Here is a 16,035-nt window from a genome sequence, read left to right on the forward strand (position 1 = left end):
AACCTAGCTGCGGCGGCTGATGACGGGACCCTTGGCGGAGGCGAATTCGGCGATGACGGTTTCTCCGGCGATCGCCGTCTGGCCGAGCGCGACACGTGGCGCCGCACCGGCCGGCAGGAAGACGTCTAGCCGGGAGCCGAAACGGATCAACCCGAAGCGCTCGCCGGCATCCACCGGCTCGTTGGGGTTTACCCAGCAGAGGATACGCCGCGCCACGAGGCCGGCGATCTGGACGACGCCGATCTGGCCGTGGCGGGTTTCGATCACCAGGCCGTTGCGCTCATTGTCCTCGCTGGCCTTGTCGAGCTCGGCGTTGACGAAGCTGCCGGAGCGGTAGTTGATGCTGGCGATGCGCCCGCGCATCGGCGCCCGGTTCACATGGCAGTTGAAGACGTTCATGAATACCGAGATGCGCAGCATCGGCTCGGAGCCGAGATCGAGCTCGGCCGGCGGGGTCACCATCTGGATCGCCGAGACCCTGCCGTCGGCGGGAGAAATCACCAGATCGTCGTCCTGCGGGGTCACGCGCTCGGGATCGCGAAAGAAATAGGCGCACCATAGCGTGAAGATCATGCCGATCCAGAAGAGCGGCTTGAAGATCCATCCGAGGATCAGCGAGGCGACGAAGAAGGCGGCCACGAAGGGATAACCCTCCTTGTGCACGGGGACGATCGTGTTGCGAACCGTGTTGAACAGGCTCATGGCTGCCGGTCTCCTTGCGTTGTCGTTTTTTGCTGGTTAGCGAAAAACCGCCGCCGGGGCAATGCTGCGGCCCCGACCCCCGTTCGACCGCCGGGGTTCTGAACAACAAAAGCCTGTATCGGCGTCTGGTTCCCCAATCAGTTCGCTGGCGCAAGCCGCGCGACCACGCCCATATCGTCGCTTTCGCGCACCTGTTTCAGGTGCTCCTCGGCCTGTGTGGCCTCGCGCTGGCGGTTCCACATCGAGGCATAGAGACCGTTTTCATCGAGCAGTGCGGCATGCGTTCCGCGCTCGGCAATCTCGCCGCTTTTCAACACGATGATCTCGTCGGCGCTGATGACGGTGGACAGCCGGTGGGCGATGACCAGCGTCGTCCGGTTCTTCGAAACCACGTCGAGCGCCGTCTGGATTTCCCGTTCCGTCGTCGTGTCGAGCGCTGATGTCGCTTCGTCGAGGATGAGAATCGGCGGCGCCTTGAGGATGGTGCGGGCGATCGCCACCCGTTGCTTCTCGCCGCCCGAAAGCTTGAGTCCGCGCTCGCCGACTTTCGTTTCGAAACCCTCTGGCAGCGTTTCGATGAAATGCGCGATCTGCGCCACCTCGGCCGCGGCAAAGACCTCGCTATCGCTGGCCGACGTGCGGCCGTAGCGGATGTTGTAGGCAACGGTGTCGTTGAAGAGCACGGTATCCTGCGGCACCATGCCGATCACCGAGCGCAGGCTCTTCTGCGTCACCGTGCGGATATCCTGGCCGTCGACCGTGATCGTGCCGCTCTGAATATCGTAGAAACGATAGAGCAGGCGCGACAGCGTCGATTTGCCCGCACCCGACGGGCCGACGACGGCGACCGTCTTGCCGGCCGGCACGTCGAAGGAAATCCCCTTGAGAATCGGACGGGCCGGATCGTAGGCGAAGTGCACGTCCTTGAAGGAGATCGCGCCCTGGCCGATCCTAAGTTCTGTCGCGTCGGGCGCGTCGTTGACCTCGGCCTTCACCTCCAGGAGATCGAACATCTGCTCGATATCCGTCAGCCCCTGGCGGATTTCGCGGTAGACGAAGCCAATGAAATTGAGTGGCGCGGAAAGCTGCAGCAGCATCGAATTGACGAAGACGAAATCGCCAACCGTCTGCTCGCCGCGCTGGACGGCCAGCGCCGACAGCACCAGCATGATCGTCGTGCCGATGCCGAAAATAACGCCCTGGCCGAAGTTCAGCCAGCCGAGCGAGGTCCAGACATCGGTCGCCGCCTTCTCGTAGCGCTCCATCGATTTGTCGAAGCGTTTGGCTTCCATCTCCTCGTTGCCGAAATATTTGACGGTCTCGAAGTTGAGGAGGGAGTCGATCGCCTTGGTGTTGGCGTCTGTATCGCTGTCGTTCATCGACCGGCGGATGGCGATGCGCCAGTCGGATGCGCGGATCGTGAACCAGATATAGGCCCAGACCGTAAAGGTGGTGACGGCGAGATAGGAAAATCCGTAACCCCACCAGAAGATCGCGGCCGTCAGCAGGAATTCGATGACCGTTGGCACCGAATTGAGGATCGTGAAGCGCACGATCGTCTCGATGCCCTTGGTGCCGCGCTCGATGATGCGCGACAGACCGCCGGTCTTGCGTTCCAGATGGAAACGCAGCGACAGCTCGTGCATGTGCACGAAGGTCCTGTAGGCGAGCTGGCGCACCGCATGTTGCCCGACGCTGGCAAAGAGCGCGTCGCGCAGCTGGTTGAGGCCGAGCTGGATCAGCCGGGTGACGTTGTAGGCGATCACAAGGGCGATGGCGCCGGCAAGGAGCGGCGGTACCGCGCCGGCAAGGTCCATCCTGCCGTTCAGTGCGTCGGTCGACCACTTGAAGAAATAGGGGACGAGCAAAAGGACGAATTTGGAGACCAGCAGATAGACCGAGGCCCAGACGACGCGCATCTTGAGGTCGGGCCGGCCGGCCGGCCACATATAGGGCCAGAGGTTGAGAAGCGTGCTGAGCAGGTGGGATTCCGAGACAGTTTTGCCGTTTGCCATGCGTCTCTCCAGCCCGGTCGGGATTGCCTTGGTCGCCTGTATTGATGCTGGCAAAGCGCGAGCGGGACATGCTCGAAAGCGTTTCCCTGTCACCGCCAGATAGGGTGCCGGGCGGATGAATACAACAAATGCAGGGTTCAGGAAAAGCCGGGCCGGGCGGTTATCCCGCCCGGCCCGATCATGTTGTTCTGCTATGTTTAGAGATGCCGGTCGGAAAGACGTTTGCGGTGCAGTTCCTCGGCATTCGGCAAGGCATCCTTCGGCAGACCGAAGATCTGGCCGGGGCGGATGCGGTCGGGATCGATGATCTTGTCCTCGTTGGCGATGTAGATCGTCGTGTAGCGCACGCCGAGGCCATAGGTCCGGCGCGAGATCTGCCACAGCGTGTCGCCGCGGCGAATGATGACCGCCGCGTTGTCGGCCGTCAGCGGTGCCTGTTCGATCGTCTTCGGCTGGTTGCCGGCAGCCTCGTTGGCAGCCGGTGCCGCGGATGCGGGTGCGGCCGGCGCGGGTGCTGCGGTGAGGTCGGCGATCAGCGCGCCGAGCCGGTCGAGCGCGGCGCCGACGGACTTCGCTTCCTGCGGCAGCCCCTGCAGGATTTTCAACGCATTGGAAGCGGTCTGCGAGGCAGCGCCGGAGGCTTGCTTGATGGGGTCGGACGCATCGGCGGCCGGGCGGAAGTCAACGAGCGAGCGCAGCGCGAACTCCGTCGCCGAGCGCGCCGCCGCAAGCTGTTCGGCGCCCGGCAGCTTGCCATCGGCAAACAGCCCCTTCAGCAGGCCGAAGGCTTTGCCGGCCTCGGCCTTGCGCTTGCCGAGCTCACCTTCGTCGAGCGGTACCATCGACGAAGCCCCGTTCACGTCGACGGGACCGGATTGAGCGGCAACCCTCACCTGATCGCCTGCCGGGCGATTGAAATTCACTGCCGCGCGCACGATCACCTTGCCCGCGGGATCGACGACATCGACGCGAATCTTGTGGTCGCCGACCGAGAGCGCCATCACGCCGTCGATAATGAAATGTCCGTCGGCACCGGCTGTATCCTGGCCGACGAGGTTGTCGTCGGCATAACCGAGGACCTTGGCGTTGGCGCGCGCCGTGCCGGCGATGAAGATCTTGTTGCCCTCGATCTCGACGGCGTTGACCATCACGTCAGGCGCGGTGGCCTTGTCGGATTCCGCCGCGCCGGGAGCGGCCGAGGCTGCTGCCGTGCCGCCGGCGGCGGCGTTGGGCAGGCCAGGCGTCTGCAGCGCCAGCTCACCGCTCGGGGCAGCTGTCGCGGCCGGGGCATCGGCTGCCGCGGTCTCGCCGGTTGCCGGCTTATCCGCTGGCGGCAGCCCCGGATTGGAGGCGTCGGCGACTTCGGTTCCGCCCGTCGGCGCCGTGATGATGCGGCTTGCGGTGCCGGGCTTGGAGACCATGGCGAGCAGGTTGGCGCCATTGCCGTCCTTCGGCACGGAAACGGTCGCGACCTCTTCGGAAAGCGTGGTCTTGCCATCCTTGCCCGTCACCTTCAGCACGAGCTGGTGGTCGCCGGCCGGAAGCGGATTGTCGAGGACGGCGGCGAAATCGCCGCTCGGACCGACATCGGCCGTCGTCACCACCTTTTCACCGTCGAGCACTTCGAGCTTGCCGTTCGGCTCGGCGGAACCGGCGATGACGGTCGAACCGTCAGGCTCGACGCGCAGGACGTCGAAGGCGGGAAGTTTCGGGCCGGCATTCGCCGCCGCCGCGGCGGGCTCGGGCGCGCCGGTCAGCGCCGCCTCGGCCCTGGCGATTGCGGCAAGCGCATCGGTGATGTTTTCCGGCAGCGACTGCACGATGGCGAGCGCTTTGGCGCCACCTTCCTTGGCCTTTGTGGCAACGGCTTGCGTTGCGGGATCGACGCCCTCGGGAATGGTGAAGCCGGCAAGTGCGGTGAGCGCATTGATCGTCTTGGACTTGGCGGCGGTGAAGACATCGATGGCCGGACCTTTGCCGTCGGCAAACAGCGCCTTGAGCTCACCGAGCGCCACGCCGGCATCGGCCGAAAGACGGCCCAGCTGATCAGCCACCGCAGCAGGAGAGCGCGATGTCTTTGCCGCTTCGTTAACCGTGTTCTTCAGCTCCGTGCTCGCTTGGTTGATGGCGTCGCCGACTTTGGTTGCATCGCCGCCGATGCGCGGCATGACGACGAACACCATCAGTAGGGTTGCGATTACGAGCACTGCAAGGGCCAGCAAGCCGGCACGGTTCTTCATCATTATGTCTCCCAAGGCGGCAATTTGCCGTAGTACCGAAAATTGCTAGCGATTCCCGTTGCTTTTCACAAGCATTCAAAGGAATTAGGCAAGCTAGGCATGCAGCTTTTCAGTCAATTTTCTTGACTGCATTGAAATGAAATAGTTGTTTCGCCTCTATGACCGAACAATCTGTATCGATTCGATCCATCTGCGTTTACTGCGGCTCAAGGCCGGGACGCGATCCTTCCCACATGACGGCCGGGCGTGCTCTCGGAAGAGAGATCGCCGAATACGGCCTGCGCCTCGTCTATGGCGGGGGTACCAAAGGCATCATGGGCGCGGTTGCAAGCGGGGTGCTTTCAGGCGGCGGTCAGGTGACTGGGATCATCCCGGAGTTCCTGATCGATATGGAAGCGACTCGCCATTCGCTCGGTCAGCTCAACGAACTCATTGTAACCCCTGACATGCATGCGCGCAAACATACGATGTTCGAGCGCTCCGATGCCTTCGTCGCGCTGCCGGGCGGCATCGGCACGCTGGAGGAGATCGTTGAGATCATGACCTGGGCGCAGCTCGGCCGCCACGAGAAGCCGATGGTCTTTGCCAACATCAACGGTTTCTGGGATCCGATGATGGAACTGATGCGCCATATGACCGACGAAGGTTTTCTGCACACCGCCCACCGGGTGCAGCCACTCATCGTCGAAGACATCTCCGGCATCATTCCGGCGATCATGGCCCAGGCAGCCCAGCTCGCCGCCGATCGCGACGGTGAGGACGCGGTAATTTCGAAGATGTAAGTGGGCACAGGCCGGCGCCTTCGGCGCCCGTCGCTTCAGCGCCCGCGGCTTCCCTTCAGCATCGACCAGCTATAGAAGAACAGCCCCGCCCAGATCAGCGGAAAGGCGATCATGCGCGCCGTGCCGAGCGGCTCTTGAAAGGCGAAGACGGCGATCAGGAAGATCATTGTCGGGGCGATATACTGCATGATGCCGATCGTCGACAGCTTCAGGAGCTTGGCGCCATTGGCATAGATCATCAGCGGCACGGCGGTGACGACACCGCAGCCGAGCAGCAGGGTCGTGTCGGCGAGGCCGGTGCGGTAAAGGTGCCCCTGGCCGCTGCCGAGTTCGAGATAGAGGATGTAGACGAGGGCGGGCACGCTCAGGATCAGCACCTCGAGGAAGAAACCCTGGTTTGGGCCGAGCGGCAGCGTCTTGCGGAGCAAGGCGTAAAAACCCCAGCTGACCGCCAGCGTCAGCGCCACCCACGGAATGCCGCCGCTGTCGAAGGCGAGAATGGCGACCGCCAGCGCAGCAAGGGCAATTGCCGCGATCTGCAGCGGCTGCAGCTTCTCCTTGAGGAGCACCGCGCCGAGGAAGATGCTGAACAGCGGATTGATGAAATAGCCGAGTGCCGCATCGAGCGAGTGGCCGGCGCCGATCGCCCAGACATAGGTGCCCCAGTTGACGGTGATCAGCGACGCTGTCAGCGCTCCCATCGCCACCATGCGCGGCGAACGCAATGCTGCGCTGATATCTCCGGTGCGCCCGAGCACGATCAACACGATACCGGCCAGCGGCAGCGACCAGACGATGCGGTGGGCGATGACTTCGGCCGGCTGGATATGCGCCACCGCCTTCATGTAGAACGGCAGGAAGCCCCAGAGCAGATAGGCCGTCAGCGCGAAGGCGAAACCGCGCGGACTATCTTCGTTCTTGGCCAAGGGAACGGATGCATCGGTCGACATCGGGTGTTTCCATCTTTGTTCTTCTTCTGATCCGGCCTAGCTTAAGCGCCGTGAATAGGCCAATTCATTTCGTTGAATGAATGGTGAGAGTATTTGAAGCAAAGACCACGCGATGGCGAACACCAACGGACGATCAGCCGAAAACTCAGCAGTCGAAAGTCGGCGGCGCCGGCAGCGCCGCTGAACCGGTGGAAAGGTTTATTCCGCCGCGATCTTGCCGGCGAGCTGGCGGTTCTTCATCAGCTTGTAGATGACGGAATCCATCAGCGCCTGGAACGAGGCGTCGATGATGTTCTCAGAGACGCCGACTGTCCACCAGCGCACGCCGTCGCTGTCGGTGGATTCGATCAGCACGCGGGTGATCGCCTCCGTGCCGCCATTGAGGATGCGCACCTTGAAATCGGCAAGCACCAGATCGTCGATCTCGTGCTGGTACTTGCCGAAATCCTTGCGCAGTGCCAGGTCGAGCGCGTTGACCGGGCCTTCGGCATCGGCAACCGACATCAGCGTCTGTCCGTCGATGGTGATCTTGACCACCGCCTCCGAGACGATCTTCACGCGGCCGAGACTGTCGAAGCGGCGCTCGATCATCACCCGGAAGCCTTCGATGGTGAAGAATTCCGGGATCGTGCCAAGCGTGCGATGTGCCAGCAGCTCGAAGCTCGCATCGGCGCCCTCATAGGCGTAGCCGATGGATTCCCGTTCCTTGACGATCGAGATCAAGAGGTCGAGTTTCGGATCGTCCTTGGCGACCGTGATGCCGCGCCGCTTCAGCGCATTGATGAAGTTCGCCTTGCCGCCCTGGTCGGAGACCATGACCTTGCGGAAGTTGCCGACACTTTCCGGCGGCACATGTTCATAGGTCTTCGGGTCCTTCAGCAGCGCCGATGCGTGGATGCCGGCCTTGGTGGCGAAGGCGGAAGCGCCGACATAGGGCATCTGGTGATCGGGCGAGCGGTTGAGCAGCTCGTCGAAAGCATGCGAGAGCCGGGTGAGGTTGAGCAGCCGCTCCTCGTCGATCGCCGTTTCGAACCGTGTGTTATAAGCACTCTTCAGCGCCAGGGTCGGGATCAGCGTCACCAGGTTGGCATTGCCGCAGCGCTCGCCGATGCCGTTCAACGTGCCCTGGATCTGCCGGACGCCGGCTTCGACCGCAGCAAGCGAATTGGCGACCGCCTGGCCGGTGTCGTTATGGGCATGGATGCCGAGACAGCGGCCGGGCACGCCGGCTGCGATCACCGCCTCGACGATGGCACGGATTTCCGGCGGCTGCGTGCCGCCATTGGTGTCGCAGAGCACGACCCAGCGGGCGCCGCTGTCATAGGCGGTCTTGGCGCAGGCGAGCGCATAGGCCGGGTTGGCCTTGAAGCCATCGAAGAAGTGCTCGCAATCGACGATCGCCTCCTTGCCGGCGCCGACCGCCGCCTTGACGCTTTCGGCGGTGCATTCGAGATTTTCCTCGTTGGTGCAGCCGAGCGCCACCGCGACGTGGTAATCCCAGCTCTTGGCAACGAAACAGATGCCGTCGGATTTTGCCTGCAGCAGACCGGCAAGACCCGGATCGTTGGAGACCGAAACGCCCGCCCGCTTCGTCATGCCGAAGGCGACGAAGCTCGCCTGGCTGGTGCGCTTCTCGCTGAAAAAGGCAGTATCGGTCGGATTGGCGCCGGGATAGCCGCCCTCGACGTAGTCGAGGCCGAACTCGTCCAGCATGGCGGCGATCGCAATCTTGTCCTCGACGGAAAAATCGATGCCGGGCGTCTGCTGCCCGTCCCGGAGCGTCGTGTCGAAGAGGTAGATGCGTTCTTTCATGTCGTTTCCTCCCGGCGGGCGGGTGTTGTTGCAATGCGTATGCTGCCCCTCATCCGGCTGCCGCCACCTCTCCCCGCGCGCCGGAAGAGGGCCTGGGTGAGGGGCGACCCGTTCAGGGCAATCAGTCCCGCTTCCCGGCGAACTTGTCCGTCGCCCGGATCAGCCGATCGAGAATCCCGGGCTCCGAATAGGCGTGGCCGGCACCTTCGATCAGGTGGAACTCTGCCTTCGGCCAGGCCTTGTGCAGCAGCCAGGCATATTTGGCCGGGCAGGGCATGTCGTAGCGGCCATGCACGATGACGCCGGGAATATCCTTGAGCCTGCCGGCGTCGCGGATCAGCTGTCCTTCGTCCATCCAGCCGGCATTGACGAAGAAATGGTTCTCGATGCGGGCGAATGCATAGGCGAATTCCGGCTCCTCGAACTTGCCGCTCGTCGAGGCTTCCGGCAGCAGCGTAATCGTTTCGCCTTCCCAGATGCTCCAGGCCTGCGCGGCCGCAAGGCGCACGTTTCTGTCCACATGCGTCAGGCGGCGATGATAGGCCTGCATCATCTCATGCCGCTCTTCCGGCGGGATCGGAGCGATGAAGCGCTCCCACTTGTCCGGGAACATCTCCGAGACGCCGAATTGATAGTACCAGTCGAGCTCGGCTTTGGTCAGCGTATAGATGCCGCGCAGGATGAGCTCGGAGACGTGCTCCGGATGCTTTTCGGCATAGGCGAGCGCCAGCGTCGAGCCCCAGGAGCCGCCAAACACCTGCCAGGTCTCGACGCCGGCCATTTCGCGCAGGCGCTCGATATCGGCGACGAGGTCCCAGGTCGTGTTGGCATTGAGGTCGGCATGCGGTGTCGACCGGCCGCAGCCGCGCTGGTCGAACAGCATGACGTCGTAGAGGGCCGGATCGAACAGCCGGCGGTGTGCGGGCGAGAAGCCGCCGCCCGGACCGCCATGCAGGAAGACGGCGGGCTTGGCGCCGGGTGTTCCCGAACGCTCCCAATAGATCACATGGCCGTCGCCGACATCGAGGTGACCGGAGGCATAGGCTTGGATTTCAGGATAGAGGGTGCGCAGGATTTCGGTCATATCTTCACGCCTTTTTCGGGCCAGACTTGGGTATCGTGATCGGGATGCTGAAAGGAGATGATGGCCTCCTGTCGGGCATAGAAATCCGGGTCCTTGTGCACCGGGGCTTCGAAGATCGTCTCGACCCAAGGCAGGCGGGAGTCGTAATTGACCTGGATCTGCGGCGCGAGATCGCCGCGGTCGTCGAACGTGCCGATTGCAAGCTCCAGGCCCCCAGGATGACGATAGGTCATCGGCGTGCCGCAATTGCTGCAGAAGCCGCGGGCGATATTGACGGAGGACTGAAAGTAGCTCGGCTCGCCGCGCGTCCACTCCATTCCTTCTTCGGGTGCAGTGACCAGCGCGGAGAAGAAGCCGCCGAACTGCTTCTGGCACATGCGGCAATGGCAGATCGAGGGTCGCCCCAGCTTGCCTGAGATGCGGAAGCGCACGGCGCCGCACTGGCATCCGCCTGTTCTTATTCTATCCGTCATAGGCTCTCTCCGAATGGCCAGCTTTTCGTGTCGTGGTCGGGGTGCTGATGGTTGCTTGCTGCTATCGCGTTTTCGCGGTCGGGCGTTTCAGGCTGTGGCTCCACCGGCAGGCCGTCCAGCGTGTAAAACCAGGGCATCTTGCGGCCGGTGCTCGATTGCATCACGGGCTTGACCGCATCGGGCTCATCGAGCGAGCCGAGCGTGATGTTGATGAAGTCAGCGCCCGGGATGTCGTAAAACAGCGGCGTTCCGCAATCGCCGCAGAAGCCGCGCCGCACAAGATCCGAAGACCGGAACCATTTCGGTGCGCCGCGCGTCAGCTCGAAATCCTCGCGCATGGCGGCCGCAAGCGGCAGGAAATAGTTGCCGGCCGCCTTCTGGCACATGCGGCAGTGGCAGATATGGGGATAGCCGAGTTCGCCGCGGGCGCGATAACGAACCGCGCCGCACTGGCATCCGCCGGCCTGTTTCGTCATTTCGCTCAAGCGCGATCCTCCGGTGGCCAGACGTGCGTGTCATGGTCGGGATGTTGATAGGAAACGAGTTCGTGCAGGAAGGAGCCTGCCGTCAGATCGGCCTCGGTCCGCTCTCCGGGCAGTTCGTGCAGGTGATCGACGAAGCCGATCTTGCCTTCCACGCCCCATTGAATGGTCGGCGGCAGGGACGACGGATCGTCGAAGGCGCCCGCCGCAATCGCCATTCCGTCTGGCGCTTCATAGGTGAGCGGCGTGCCGCAGTCACCGCAGAAGCCGCGCTCGACGAAATTGGAAGAGCGGAATCTTTTCCGCTCCCCCCGTGTCCATTGGAAATCGGCGCCGCGCACCGAGACGAGCGGCGCATAATAAGCGCCGAACGCCTTCTGGCACATGCGGCAATGACAGATCGACGAATCCTTGAGTTCGCCGCTGACACGGAAGCGGATCGCTCCGCATTGGCAGCCACCGGCATAGGTGGTCATGGCAGGTCCTCCCGCAGCGATGCCGATGTGAGAGAGAAGTCCCCTCCCGTGGCGCCGCCTCTTGCAATTACGATGAAGTCGCTTCGGAGTGGTGCGCCGTCGTAGCCCTGCCCCCTTGTGTGGGGAGGGATCTTATGCCCAGGCACCACTCTCACCGCTTCACCTCCCACGTCGTCACCCGCTCGCCCGTCGCCGGATCCTTGCCGTCCTTCAGCTGAATGCCTTTCGCCGTCAGCTCGTCGCGGATCTTGTCGGCTTCGGCAAAATTCTTCGCCTTCAGCATTTCCAAACGCATGGCGACCAGCGCATCGACCGCCGCTGCGACGGCTTCGTCGATTTCGGCTTTCTTCGGCAGCACCCCGAGGAGGGCAGCCGTCGCGGCAAAACGGGCGCCTGCGGCAGCATCGGTATGGGCGGCCTGCGCCAGTGCATGCAGCGCCTGCACCGCCGCCACAGTATTGAGGTCGTCCGCCAGCGCGTTCAGCACGCTTTCGTCCGGTGCGGCCTCGCCGGCTTCCGTTGCGGGCCATTTGGCGAGCAGCCGTTCGGCCTCTTCCAGCCGCTTGATCGAGAAATCGATCGGCTCGCGGTAATGCGTCATCAGCATGGCAAGACGCAGCACTTCGCCCGGCCATTTACGGCCGCCGAAGACCTCAGTGTGCAGCAGATCGTGGATGGTGACGAAATTGCCCTCGGATTTCGACATCTTGCGGCCTTCCACCTGCACGAAGCCGTTATGCATCCAGACATTCGCCATCACCTCGGTGCCGTGGGCGCAGCGCGACTGGGCGATCTCGTTTTCATGATGCGGGAAGATCAGATCCAGCCCGCCGCCATGGATGTCGAAGACATCGCCGAGATAACGCCGGCTCATCGCCGAGCACTCTATGTGCCAGCCGGGCCGGCCGCGGCCCCAGGGGCTCTCCCAGCCGGGTTCGTTGTGGGTCGACAGTTTCCAGAGCACGAAATCGCCGGGATTCTTCTTGTGCGCATCGACGGCAACGCGGGCGCCGGCCTGCTGCTCGTCGAGCGGGCGCTTCGAAAGCTGGCCGTAATCCGCCATCGATTTGGTATCGAACAGCACTTCGCCCGATGCGACATAGGCATGGCCGTTGACGATCAGCTTCTCGATGATCTCGATCATCTCTTCAATATTGTCGGTGGCGCGCGGCTCGACGTTCGGCTCCAGGCAGCCGAGGTCGGCGACATCGGCGTGAAACTGCGTCTCGGTCTTTTCGGTGACCGCGCGGATCGCGTCGTTGAGCGGCAGGCCCGGATGATCCCTCAGCGCCCGCGCATTGATCTTGTCGTCGACGTCGGTGATGTTGCGGGCATAGGTGACGTGATCCTCGCCGTAAATATGGCGCAGCAGCCGGAACAGCACGTCGAAGACGATGACCGGCCGGGCGTTGCCGATATGGGCGAAATCATAGACGGTCGGGCCGCAGACATACATGCGGACGTTGTCGGCATCGATCGGCGAAAACACCGATTTTTCCCGCGTCAGCGTGTTGTACAGCTTCAGTTCCGGCGTGCCGCCCATTTCACTCTCCCAAAATGCATGTTCAGAAAATATCGCAACCGGCGGGCCGGGGCGTTTCGCATCTTAAACTATTTGGGAGACGAAAACGGCCGGGCCAGCGCTTGCGCTAGCGAATAATCTTTCCGCAGATAATGCAGATAACCGTTTTCATGCCGCGTTTTATGGCGCGGGAATGACGTTTGGTCAAGAGGGGACGAGGAACGATCCGGCGGCTCGGTGCGCCCGCCATTTTCCCGGCGCAAATCACTTGTAGCCAGTCGAGAAGCTGCTGAAAATACGGGAGGAATGGGTGGGGAGCGTAGTTCGGTGGGGAGTCGGAGCGGCCGCAATTCTGATGGTCGCATCCGCGGTATATTTAGCATACGATTTCGGCATGCTTCGCTTCAACAATCCATCTCTATCTCGGTATCCGATCCAGGGTATCGATGTCAGCCATCACCAGGGCGACATCGATTGGAAGACGGTGGCCACCCAGCCGAACATACGCTTTGCGATCATGAAGGCGACCGAAGGCGGCGACCACCGGGATTCCAGGTTCGCGGAGAACTGGCAGCGTGCCGGCGATGCCGGCGTGGTCAGGGGCGCCTATCATTTCTTCACTTTCTGCCGCCCGGGCAAGGATCAGGCGCAGAATGTCCTGGCGACCGTACCGAAGATGCCGGGAACATTGCCGATCGCGGTCGATCTGGAGTTTGTCGGCAATTGCAACAAGGTCCCGACGCTTGAGGAAATGGCGACGGAGGTGAATGCCTTCTTCACCGAGCTGAAAGCCACCTTTCCGGAAAAGCCGATCTTTTACGTCACCCAGGAATTCTTCGATCAATATCTGAAAGGCAACGAGGCCCGCTTCCCCGAACATTACCTTTGGCTGCGAAGCGTATTCAAGGAGCCGACGCAGGAAGGCTGCGGCCGCTGGTCGATCTGGCAATTTGCCGACAATGGCACAGTGAATGGCATTCAGCGAGCGGTGGATCTCAATGCGCTCTGCCCGTCGGAAACGGGCTTCGCTCACCTGTTTCCGGCCGTTGCATCGAATTGAGGCGTCGATCTATTCCGGCAGCCGGTATTCGGCGAGCTTGTTCTCGCGCACGATGAAGAGTTTACCTGTCTCGGTCACGCCGGGACCGAGCAGCGGCAGGATCGCCTTGGCAACCTCGGAAGGATGCGGCAGCGTCTGCGGATCTTCGCCCGGCACGGCCTGCGCCCGCATCGCCGTGCGGGTGGCGCCCGGATCGACGCTGGTGATGCGCAACGGCGTCGATTGCGTCTCGCCGGCCCAGGTGCGGGCGAGCGCCTCGACGGCAGCTTTTGATGCGGAATAGGCGCTCCAGAAGGGGCGGCATTTGTGCGCAGCGCCGGACGACAGGATGACGGCGCGGCCGGCATCCGAGCGGGCGAGCAGCGGATCGACCGAGCGGATCAGCCGCCATGTCGCCGTCACGTTGATGGTCATCACCTTTTCGAATACCTTCGCCTCGATATGGCCGATCGGCGAGATGACGCCGAGTACGCCGGCATTGGCGACGAGGATGTCGAGCTTGCCCCAGCGCTCGAAGATCGAACCGCCGAGCGCATCGATCGCGTTCATATCGGCAAGATCGAAGGGCACGAGCGTTGCATTGCCGCCGACCGCCTTGATCGCATCGTCGAGATCCTCGAGCCCGCCGACCGTGCGTGCGCAGGCAATGACATGGGCGCCGGCTTTGGCAAGTTCCAGCGCCGTGAAATAGCCGATGCCGCGCGACGCACCGGTGACGAGTGCGATCTTGCCCTCAAGATTGATGTTCATTTGTCCGGTTCCGGATTGGCTTGCGAAGGTGAGGGGCGCAATTGGGCCCCTCGGAAGCGAAAGTCAAAGTGGCAAGCGGCTCAGCCGTTGCTGGCAAGCATCGAAAGCTTGTTGCCCATGGACTCGCCGTTCTTGTCGAGCAGACGGGTCGGGTAGTCACCGGTGAAGTAGTGGTCGGTGAATTGCGGGCGAGCCGGATTGCGGTCCTCGCCGCCGACGGCGCGATAAAGCCCGTCGATCGACAGGAAGGCGAGCGAATCCGCGCCGATATATTTGGCCATGGCTTCGACATCGGCATACTGGTTGGCGAGCAGCTTGTCGGCATCGGGCGTGTCGATGCCGTAGAAATCGGGGAAGAAGATCATCGGGCTTGCGACCCGAAGATGAACTTCGCGCGCGCCGGCTTCGCGGATCATCTGCACGATCTTCAGGGACGTCGTGCCGCGCACGATGGAGTCATCGACCAGCACGACGCGCTTGCCTTCGATCATCGCGCGGTTGGCGGAATGCTTCAGCTTCACGCCGAAGGCGCGAATCTGCTGCGTCGGCTCGATGAAGGTGCGGCCGACATAATGGTTGCGGATGATGCCGTACTCGAAGGGAATGCCGCTTTCCTGCGCATAGCCGAGCGCCGCAGGTGTGCCGCCGTCCGGCACCGGCACGACCACGTCGGCCTCGACCGGCGCTTCCTTGGCGAGGTTCATGCCCATGTTCTTGCGTGTCGTATAGACGTTGCGGCCGCCGACGACCGAATCCGGCCGGGCGAAATAGACATATTCGAACAGGCAGAGGCGCTCCGGCTGCGGCTTGCCGGGCTTGCGGGCATCGATGCTGATCGAGCCGTCGGGCTGGATTTCGCAGATGATGACTTCGCCGTTTTCGACATCGCGGATGAACTTGGCGCCGATAATGTCGAGCGCGCAGGTTTCCGAGCAGAAGATCGGCTTGCCGTCCAGTTCGCCCATGACGAGCGGGCGGATGCCGGTCGGGTCGCGCGCGGCGATCAGCTTGGTGCGCGTCATGGCGAGCATCGAATAGCCGCCTTCCATCTGGCGGATCGCATCGATGAAGCGGTCGGAGGTGGACGCGTGGCGGGAGCGGGCGATGAGATGAAGGACGACTTCGGTATCGGAGGTCGACTGACAGATGGCGCCGGTGGCGATGATCTGGCGGCGCAGCGTCAGGCCATTGGTGAAATTGCCGTTATGGGCAATGGCGATACCGCCTTCTTCCAGTTCCGCAAAGAGCGGCTGCACGTTGCGCATGGCCACTTCGCCTGTCGTGGAGTAGCGGGTATGGCCGATCGATATGCTGCCGGGCAGGCGGGCGAGCGTCATCGGATTGGTATAGTGGTCGCCGACCAGGCCCATATGGCGCTCCTGATAGAAGCGCTTGCCATCGAAGGAGACGATGCCGGCTGCCTCCTGTCCGCGATGCTGCAGGGCATGCAGGCCGAGAGCCGTGAGTGCGGCGGCATCGGGATGTCCCAGAATTCCGAAAACGCCGCATTCTTCGTGCAGCGTATCTCCGTCGAGCGGATCGTCGGTCGGGAAGGAATGGGACTGGTTCATTTCTGCGGGCCTCTGCTCTCACAAGAATGGATCGGCATTTCCAGTATTATATATCGGAAATCTGATCCGATAACGTCATGCTGAACGACATCCGCTTTCAAAGCCCGCTCGCCGGC

General features: G+C 62.6%; 14 protein-coding genes. 2 read left to right on the forward strand and 12 right to left on the reverse strand.

Going from position 1 to position 16,035, the window contains the following annotated elements; translation table 11 throughout:
* Nucleotides 1–3: 3 nt before the first annotated feature.
* From A7X77_RS06025 to A7X77_RS06035, 3 genes are all read right to left on the reverse strand, one after another.
* The gene (locus A7X77_RS06025) at nucleotides 4–702 is read right to left on the reverse strand and encodes a phosphatidylserine decarboxylase (protein ID WP_064682081.1); all 699 of its coding nucleotides are present in this window, start codon (nucleotides 700–702) and stop codon (nucleotides 4–6) included.
* Between the two features lie 137 nt (nucleotides 703–839).
* On the reverse strand, nucleotides 840–2,717 hold the full coding sequence (locus A7X77_RS06030) for an ABCB family ABC transporter ATP-binding protein/permease (RefSeq protein WP_064682082.1): 1,878 nt from the start codon (nucleotides 2,715–2,717) through the stop codon (nucleotides 840–842).
* Nucleotides 2,718–2,914: 197 nt separating this feature from the next.
* Complete coding sequence (locus tag A7X77_RS06035; protein WP_064682083.1) at nucleotides 2,915–4,960, reverse strand: LysM peptidoglycan-binding domain-containing protein; 2,046 nt, start codon at nucleotides 4,958–4,960, stop codon at nucleotides 2,915–2,917.
* 155 nt (nucleotides 4,961–5,115) lie between these two features.
* Here A7X77_RS06035 and A7X77_RS06040 point away from each other — a divergent pair, with 155 nt between their 5' ends.
* Nucleotides 5,116–5,739 carry a TIGR00730 family Rossman fold protein gene (locus A7X77_RS06040; protein WP_082928770.1) on the forward strand — a complete coding sequence of 208 codons (624 nt, stop codon included), beginning with the start codon at nucleotides 5,116–5,118 and terminating at the stop codon, nucleotides 5,737–5,739.
* 35 nt (nucleotides 5,740–5,774) lie between these two features.
* Here the strand turns inward: A7X77_RS06040 and rarD are convergent, their stop codons facing one another.
* From rarD to cysS, 7 genes are all read right to left on the reverse strand, one after another.
* Nucleotides 5,775–6,689, reverse strand: a complete 915-nt coding sequence (gene rarD, locus A7X77_RS06045) for an EamA family transporter RarD (protein WP_064682085.1) — start codon at nucleotides 6,687–6,689, stop codon at nucleotides 5,775–5,777.
* Nucleotides 6,690–6,887: 198 nt separating this feature from the next.
* Nucleotides 6,888–8,501, reverse strand: coding sequence for a citramalate synthase (gene cimA / locus A7X77_RS06050; protein ID WP_064682086.1), 1,614 nt, complete (start codon nucleotides 8,499–8,501; stop codon nucleotides 6,888–6,890).
* Nucleotides 8,502–8,622: 121 nt separating this feature from the next.
* A complete protein-coding gene (gene pip / locus A7X77_RS06055) occupies nucleotides 8,623–9,585 on the reverse strand; it encodes a prolyl aminopeptidase (protein ID WP_064682087.1) in 963 nt (320 codons plus the stop codon).
* Entirely contained in the window at nucleotides 9,582–10,058 is a 477-nt protein-coding gene (locus A7X77_RS06060) for a GFA family protein (protein ID WP_064682088.1), read from the reverse strand. The genes pip and A7X77_RS06060 overlap by 4 nt, the downstream gene beginning before the upstream one ends.
* Nucleotides 10,055–10,534 carry a GFA family protein gene (locus A7X77_RS06065; protein ID WP_064682328.1) on the reverse strand — a complete coding sequence of 160 codons (480 nt, stop codon included), beginning with the start codon at nucleotides 10,532–10,534 and terminating at the stop codon, nucleotides 10,055–10,057. The genes A7X77_RS06060 and A7X77_RS06065 overlap by 4 nt, the downstream gene beginning before the upstream one ends.
* A gap of 5 nt (nucleotides 10,535–10,539) precedes the next feature.
* A complete protein-coding gene (locus A7X77_RS06070; protein ID WP_064682089.1) occupies nucleotides 10,540–11,016 on the reverse strand; it encodes a GFA family protein in 477 nt (158 codons plus the stop codon).
* 151 nt (nucleotides 11,017–11,167) lie between these two features.
* Complete coding sequence (gene cysS, locus A7X77_RS06075) at nucleotides 11,168–12,559, reverse strand: cysteine--tRNA ligase (protein WP_064682090.1); 1,392 nt, start codon at nucleotides 12,557–12,559, stop codon at nucleotides 11,168–11,170.
* Between the two features lie 334 nt (nucleotides 12,560–12,893).
* On the opposite strand from cysS, the gene A7X77_RS06080 reads away from it, so the two are divergent.
* Nucleotides 12,894–13,598, forward strand: a complete 705-nt coding sequence (locus A7X77_RS06080; RefSeq protein ID WP_064682091.1) for a glycoside hydrolase family 25 protein — start codon at nucleotides 12,894–12,896, stop codon at nucleotides 13,596–13,598.
* Between the two features lie 9 nt (nucleotides 13,599–13,607).
* Here the strand turns inward: A7X77_RS06080 and A7X77_RS06085 are convergent, their stop codons facing one another.
* Together A7X77_RS06085 and purF are read right to left on the reverse strand one after the other, a co-directional pair.
* Entirely contained in the window at nucleotides 13,608–14,348 is a 741-nt protein-coding gene (locus A7X77_RS06085) for an SDR family NAD(P)-dependent oxidoreductase (protein ID WP_064682092.1), read from the reverse strand.
* An 80-nt stretch (nucleotides 14,349–14,428) separates the two neighbouring features.
* Nucleotides 14,429–15,919: an amidophosphoribosyltransferase gene (gene purF / locus A7X77_RS06090; RefSeq protein WP_038687987.1), complete on the reverse strand. Its 1,491-nt coding sequence runs from the start codon at nucleotides 15,917–15,919 to the stop codon at nucleotides 14,429–14,431.
* Between the last annotated feature and the right edge of the window lie 116 nt (nucleotides 15,920–16,035).

The organism is Rhizobium bangladeshense, assembly GCF_001662075.1.
Lineage (GTDB): Bacteria > Pseudomonadota > Alphaproteobacteria > Rhizobiales > Rhizobiaceae > Rhizobium > Rhizobium bangladeshense_B.

Coding starts and splice junctions, on each gene's coding strand:
- A7X77_RS06025 (WP_064682081.1), bottom strand. CDS start 702: ATGAGCCTGTTCAACACGGTTCGCAACACGATCGTCCCCGTGCACAAG.
- A7X77_RS06030 (WP_064682082.1), bottom strand. CDS start 2,717: ATGGCAAACGGCAAAACTGTCTCGGAATCCCACCTGCTCAGCACGCTT.
- A7X77_RS06035 (WP_064682083.1), bottom strand. CDS start 4,960: ATGATGAAGAACCGTGCCGGCTTGCTGGCCCTTGCAGTGCTCGTAATC.
- A7X77_RS06040 (WP_082928770.1), top strand. CDS start 5,116: ATGACCGAACAATCTGTATCGATTCGATCCATCTGCGTTTACTGCGGC.
- rarD (WP_064682085.1), bottom strand. CDS start 6,689: ATGTCGACCGATGCATCCGTTCCCTTGGCCAAGAACGAAGATAGTCCG.
- cimA (WP_064682086.1), bottom strand. CDS start 8,501: ATGAAAGAACGCATCTACCTCTTCGACACGACGCTCCGGGACGGGCAG.
- pip (WP_064682087.1), bottom strand. CDS start 9,585: ATGACCGAAATCCTGCGCACCCTCTATCCTGAAATCCAAGCCTATGCC.
- A7X77_RS06060 (WP_064682088.1), bottom strand. CDS start 10,058: ATGACGGATAGAATAAGAACAGGCGGATGCCAGTGCGGCGCCGTGCGC.
- A7X77_RS06065 (WP_064682328.1), bottom strand. CDS start 10,534: ATGACGAAACAGGCCGGCGGATGCCAGTGCGGCGCGGTTCGTTATCGC.
- A7X77_RS06070 (WP_064682089.1), bottom strand. CDS start 11,016: ATGACCACCTATGCCGGTGGCTGCCAATGCGGAGCGATCCGCTTCCGT.
- cysS (WP_064682090.1), bottom strand. CDS start 12,559: ATGGGCGGCACGCCGGAACTGAAGCTGTACAACACGCTGACGCGGGAA.
- A7X77_RS06080 (WP_064682091.1), top strand. CDS start 12,894: ATGGTCGCATCCGCGGTATATTTAGCATACGATTTCGGCATGCTTCGC.
- A7X77_RS06085 (WP_064682092.1), bottom strand. CDS start 14,348: ATGAACATCAATCTTGAGGGCAAGATCGCACTCGTCACCGGTGCGTCG.
- purF (WP_038687987.1), bottom strand. CDS start 15,919: ATGAACCAGTCCCATTCCTTCCCGACCGACGATCCGCTCGACGGAGAT.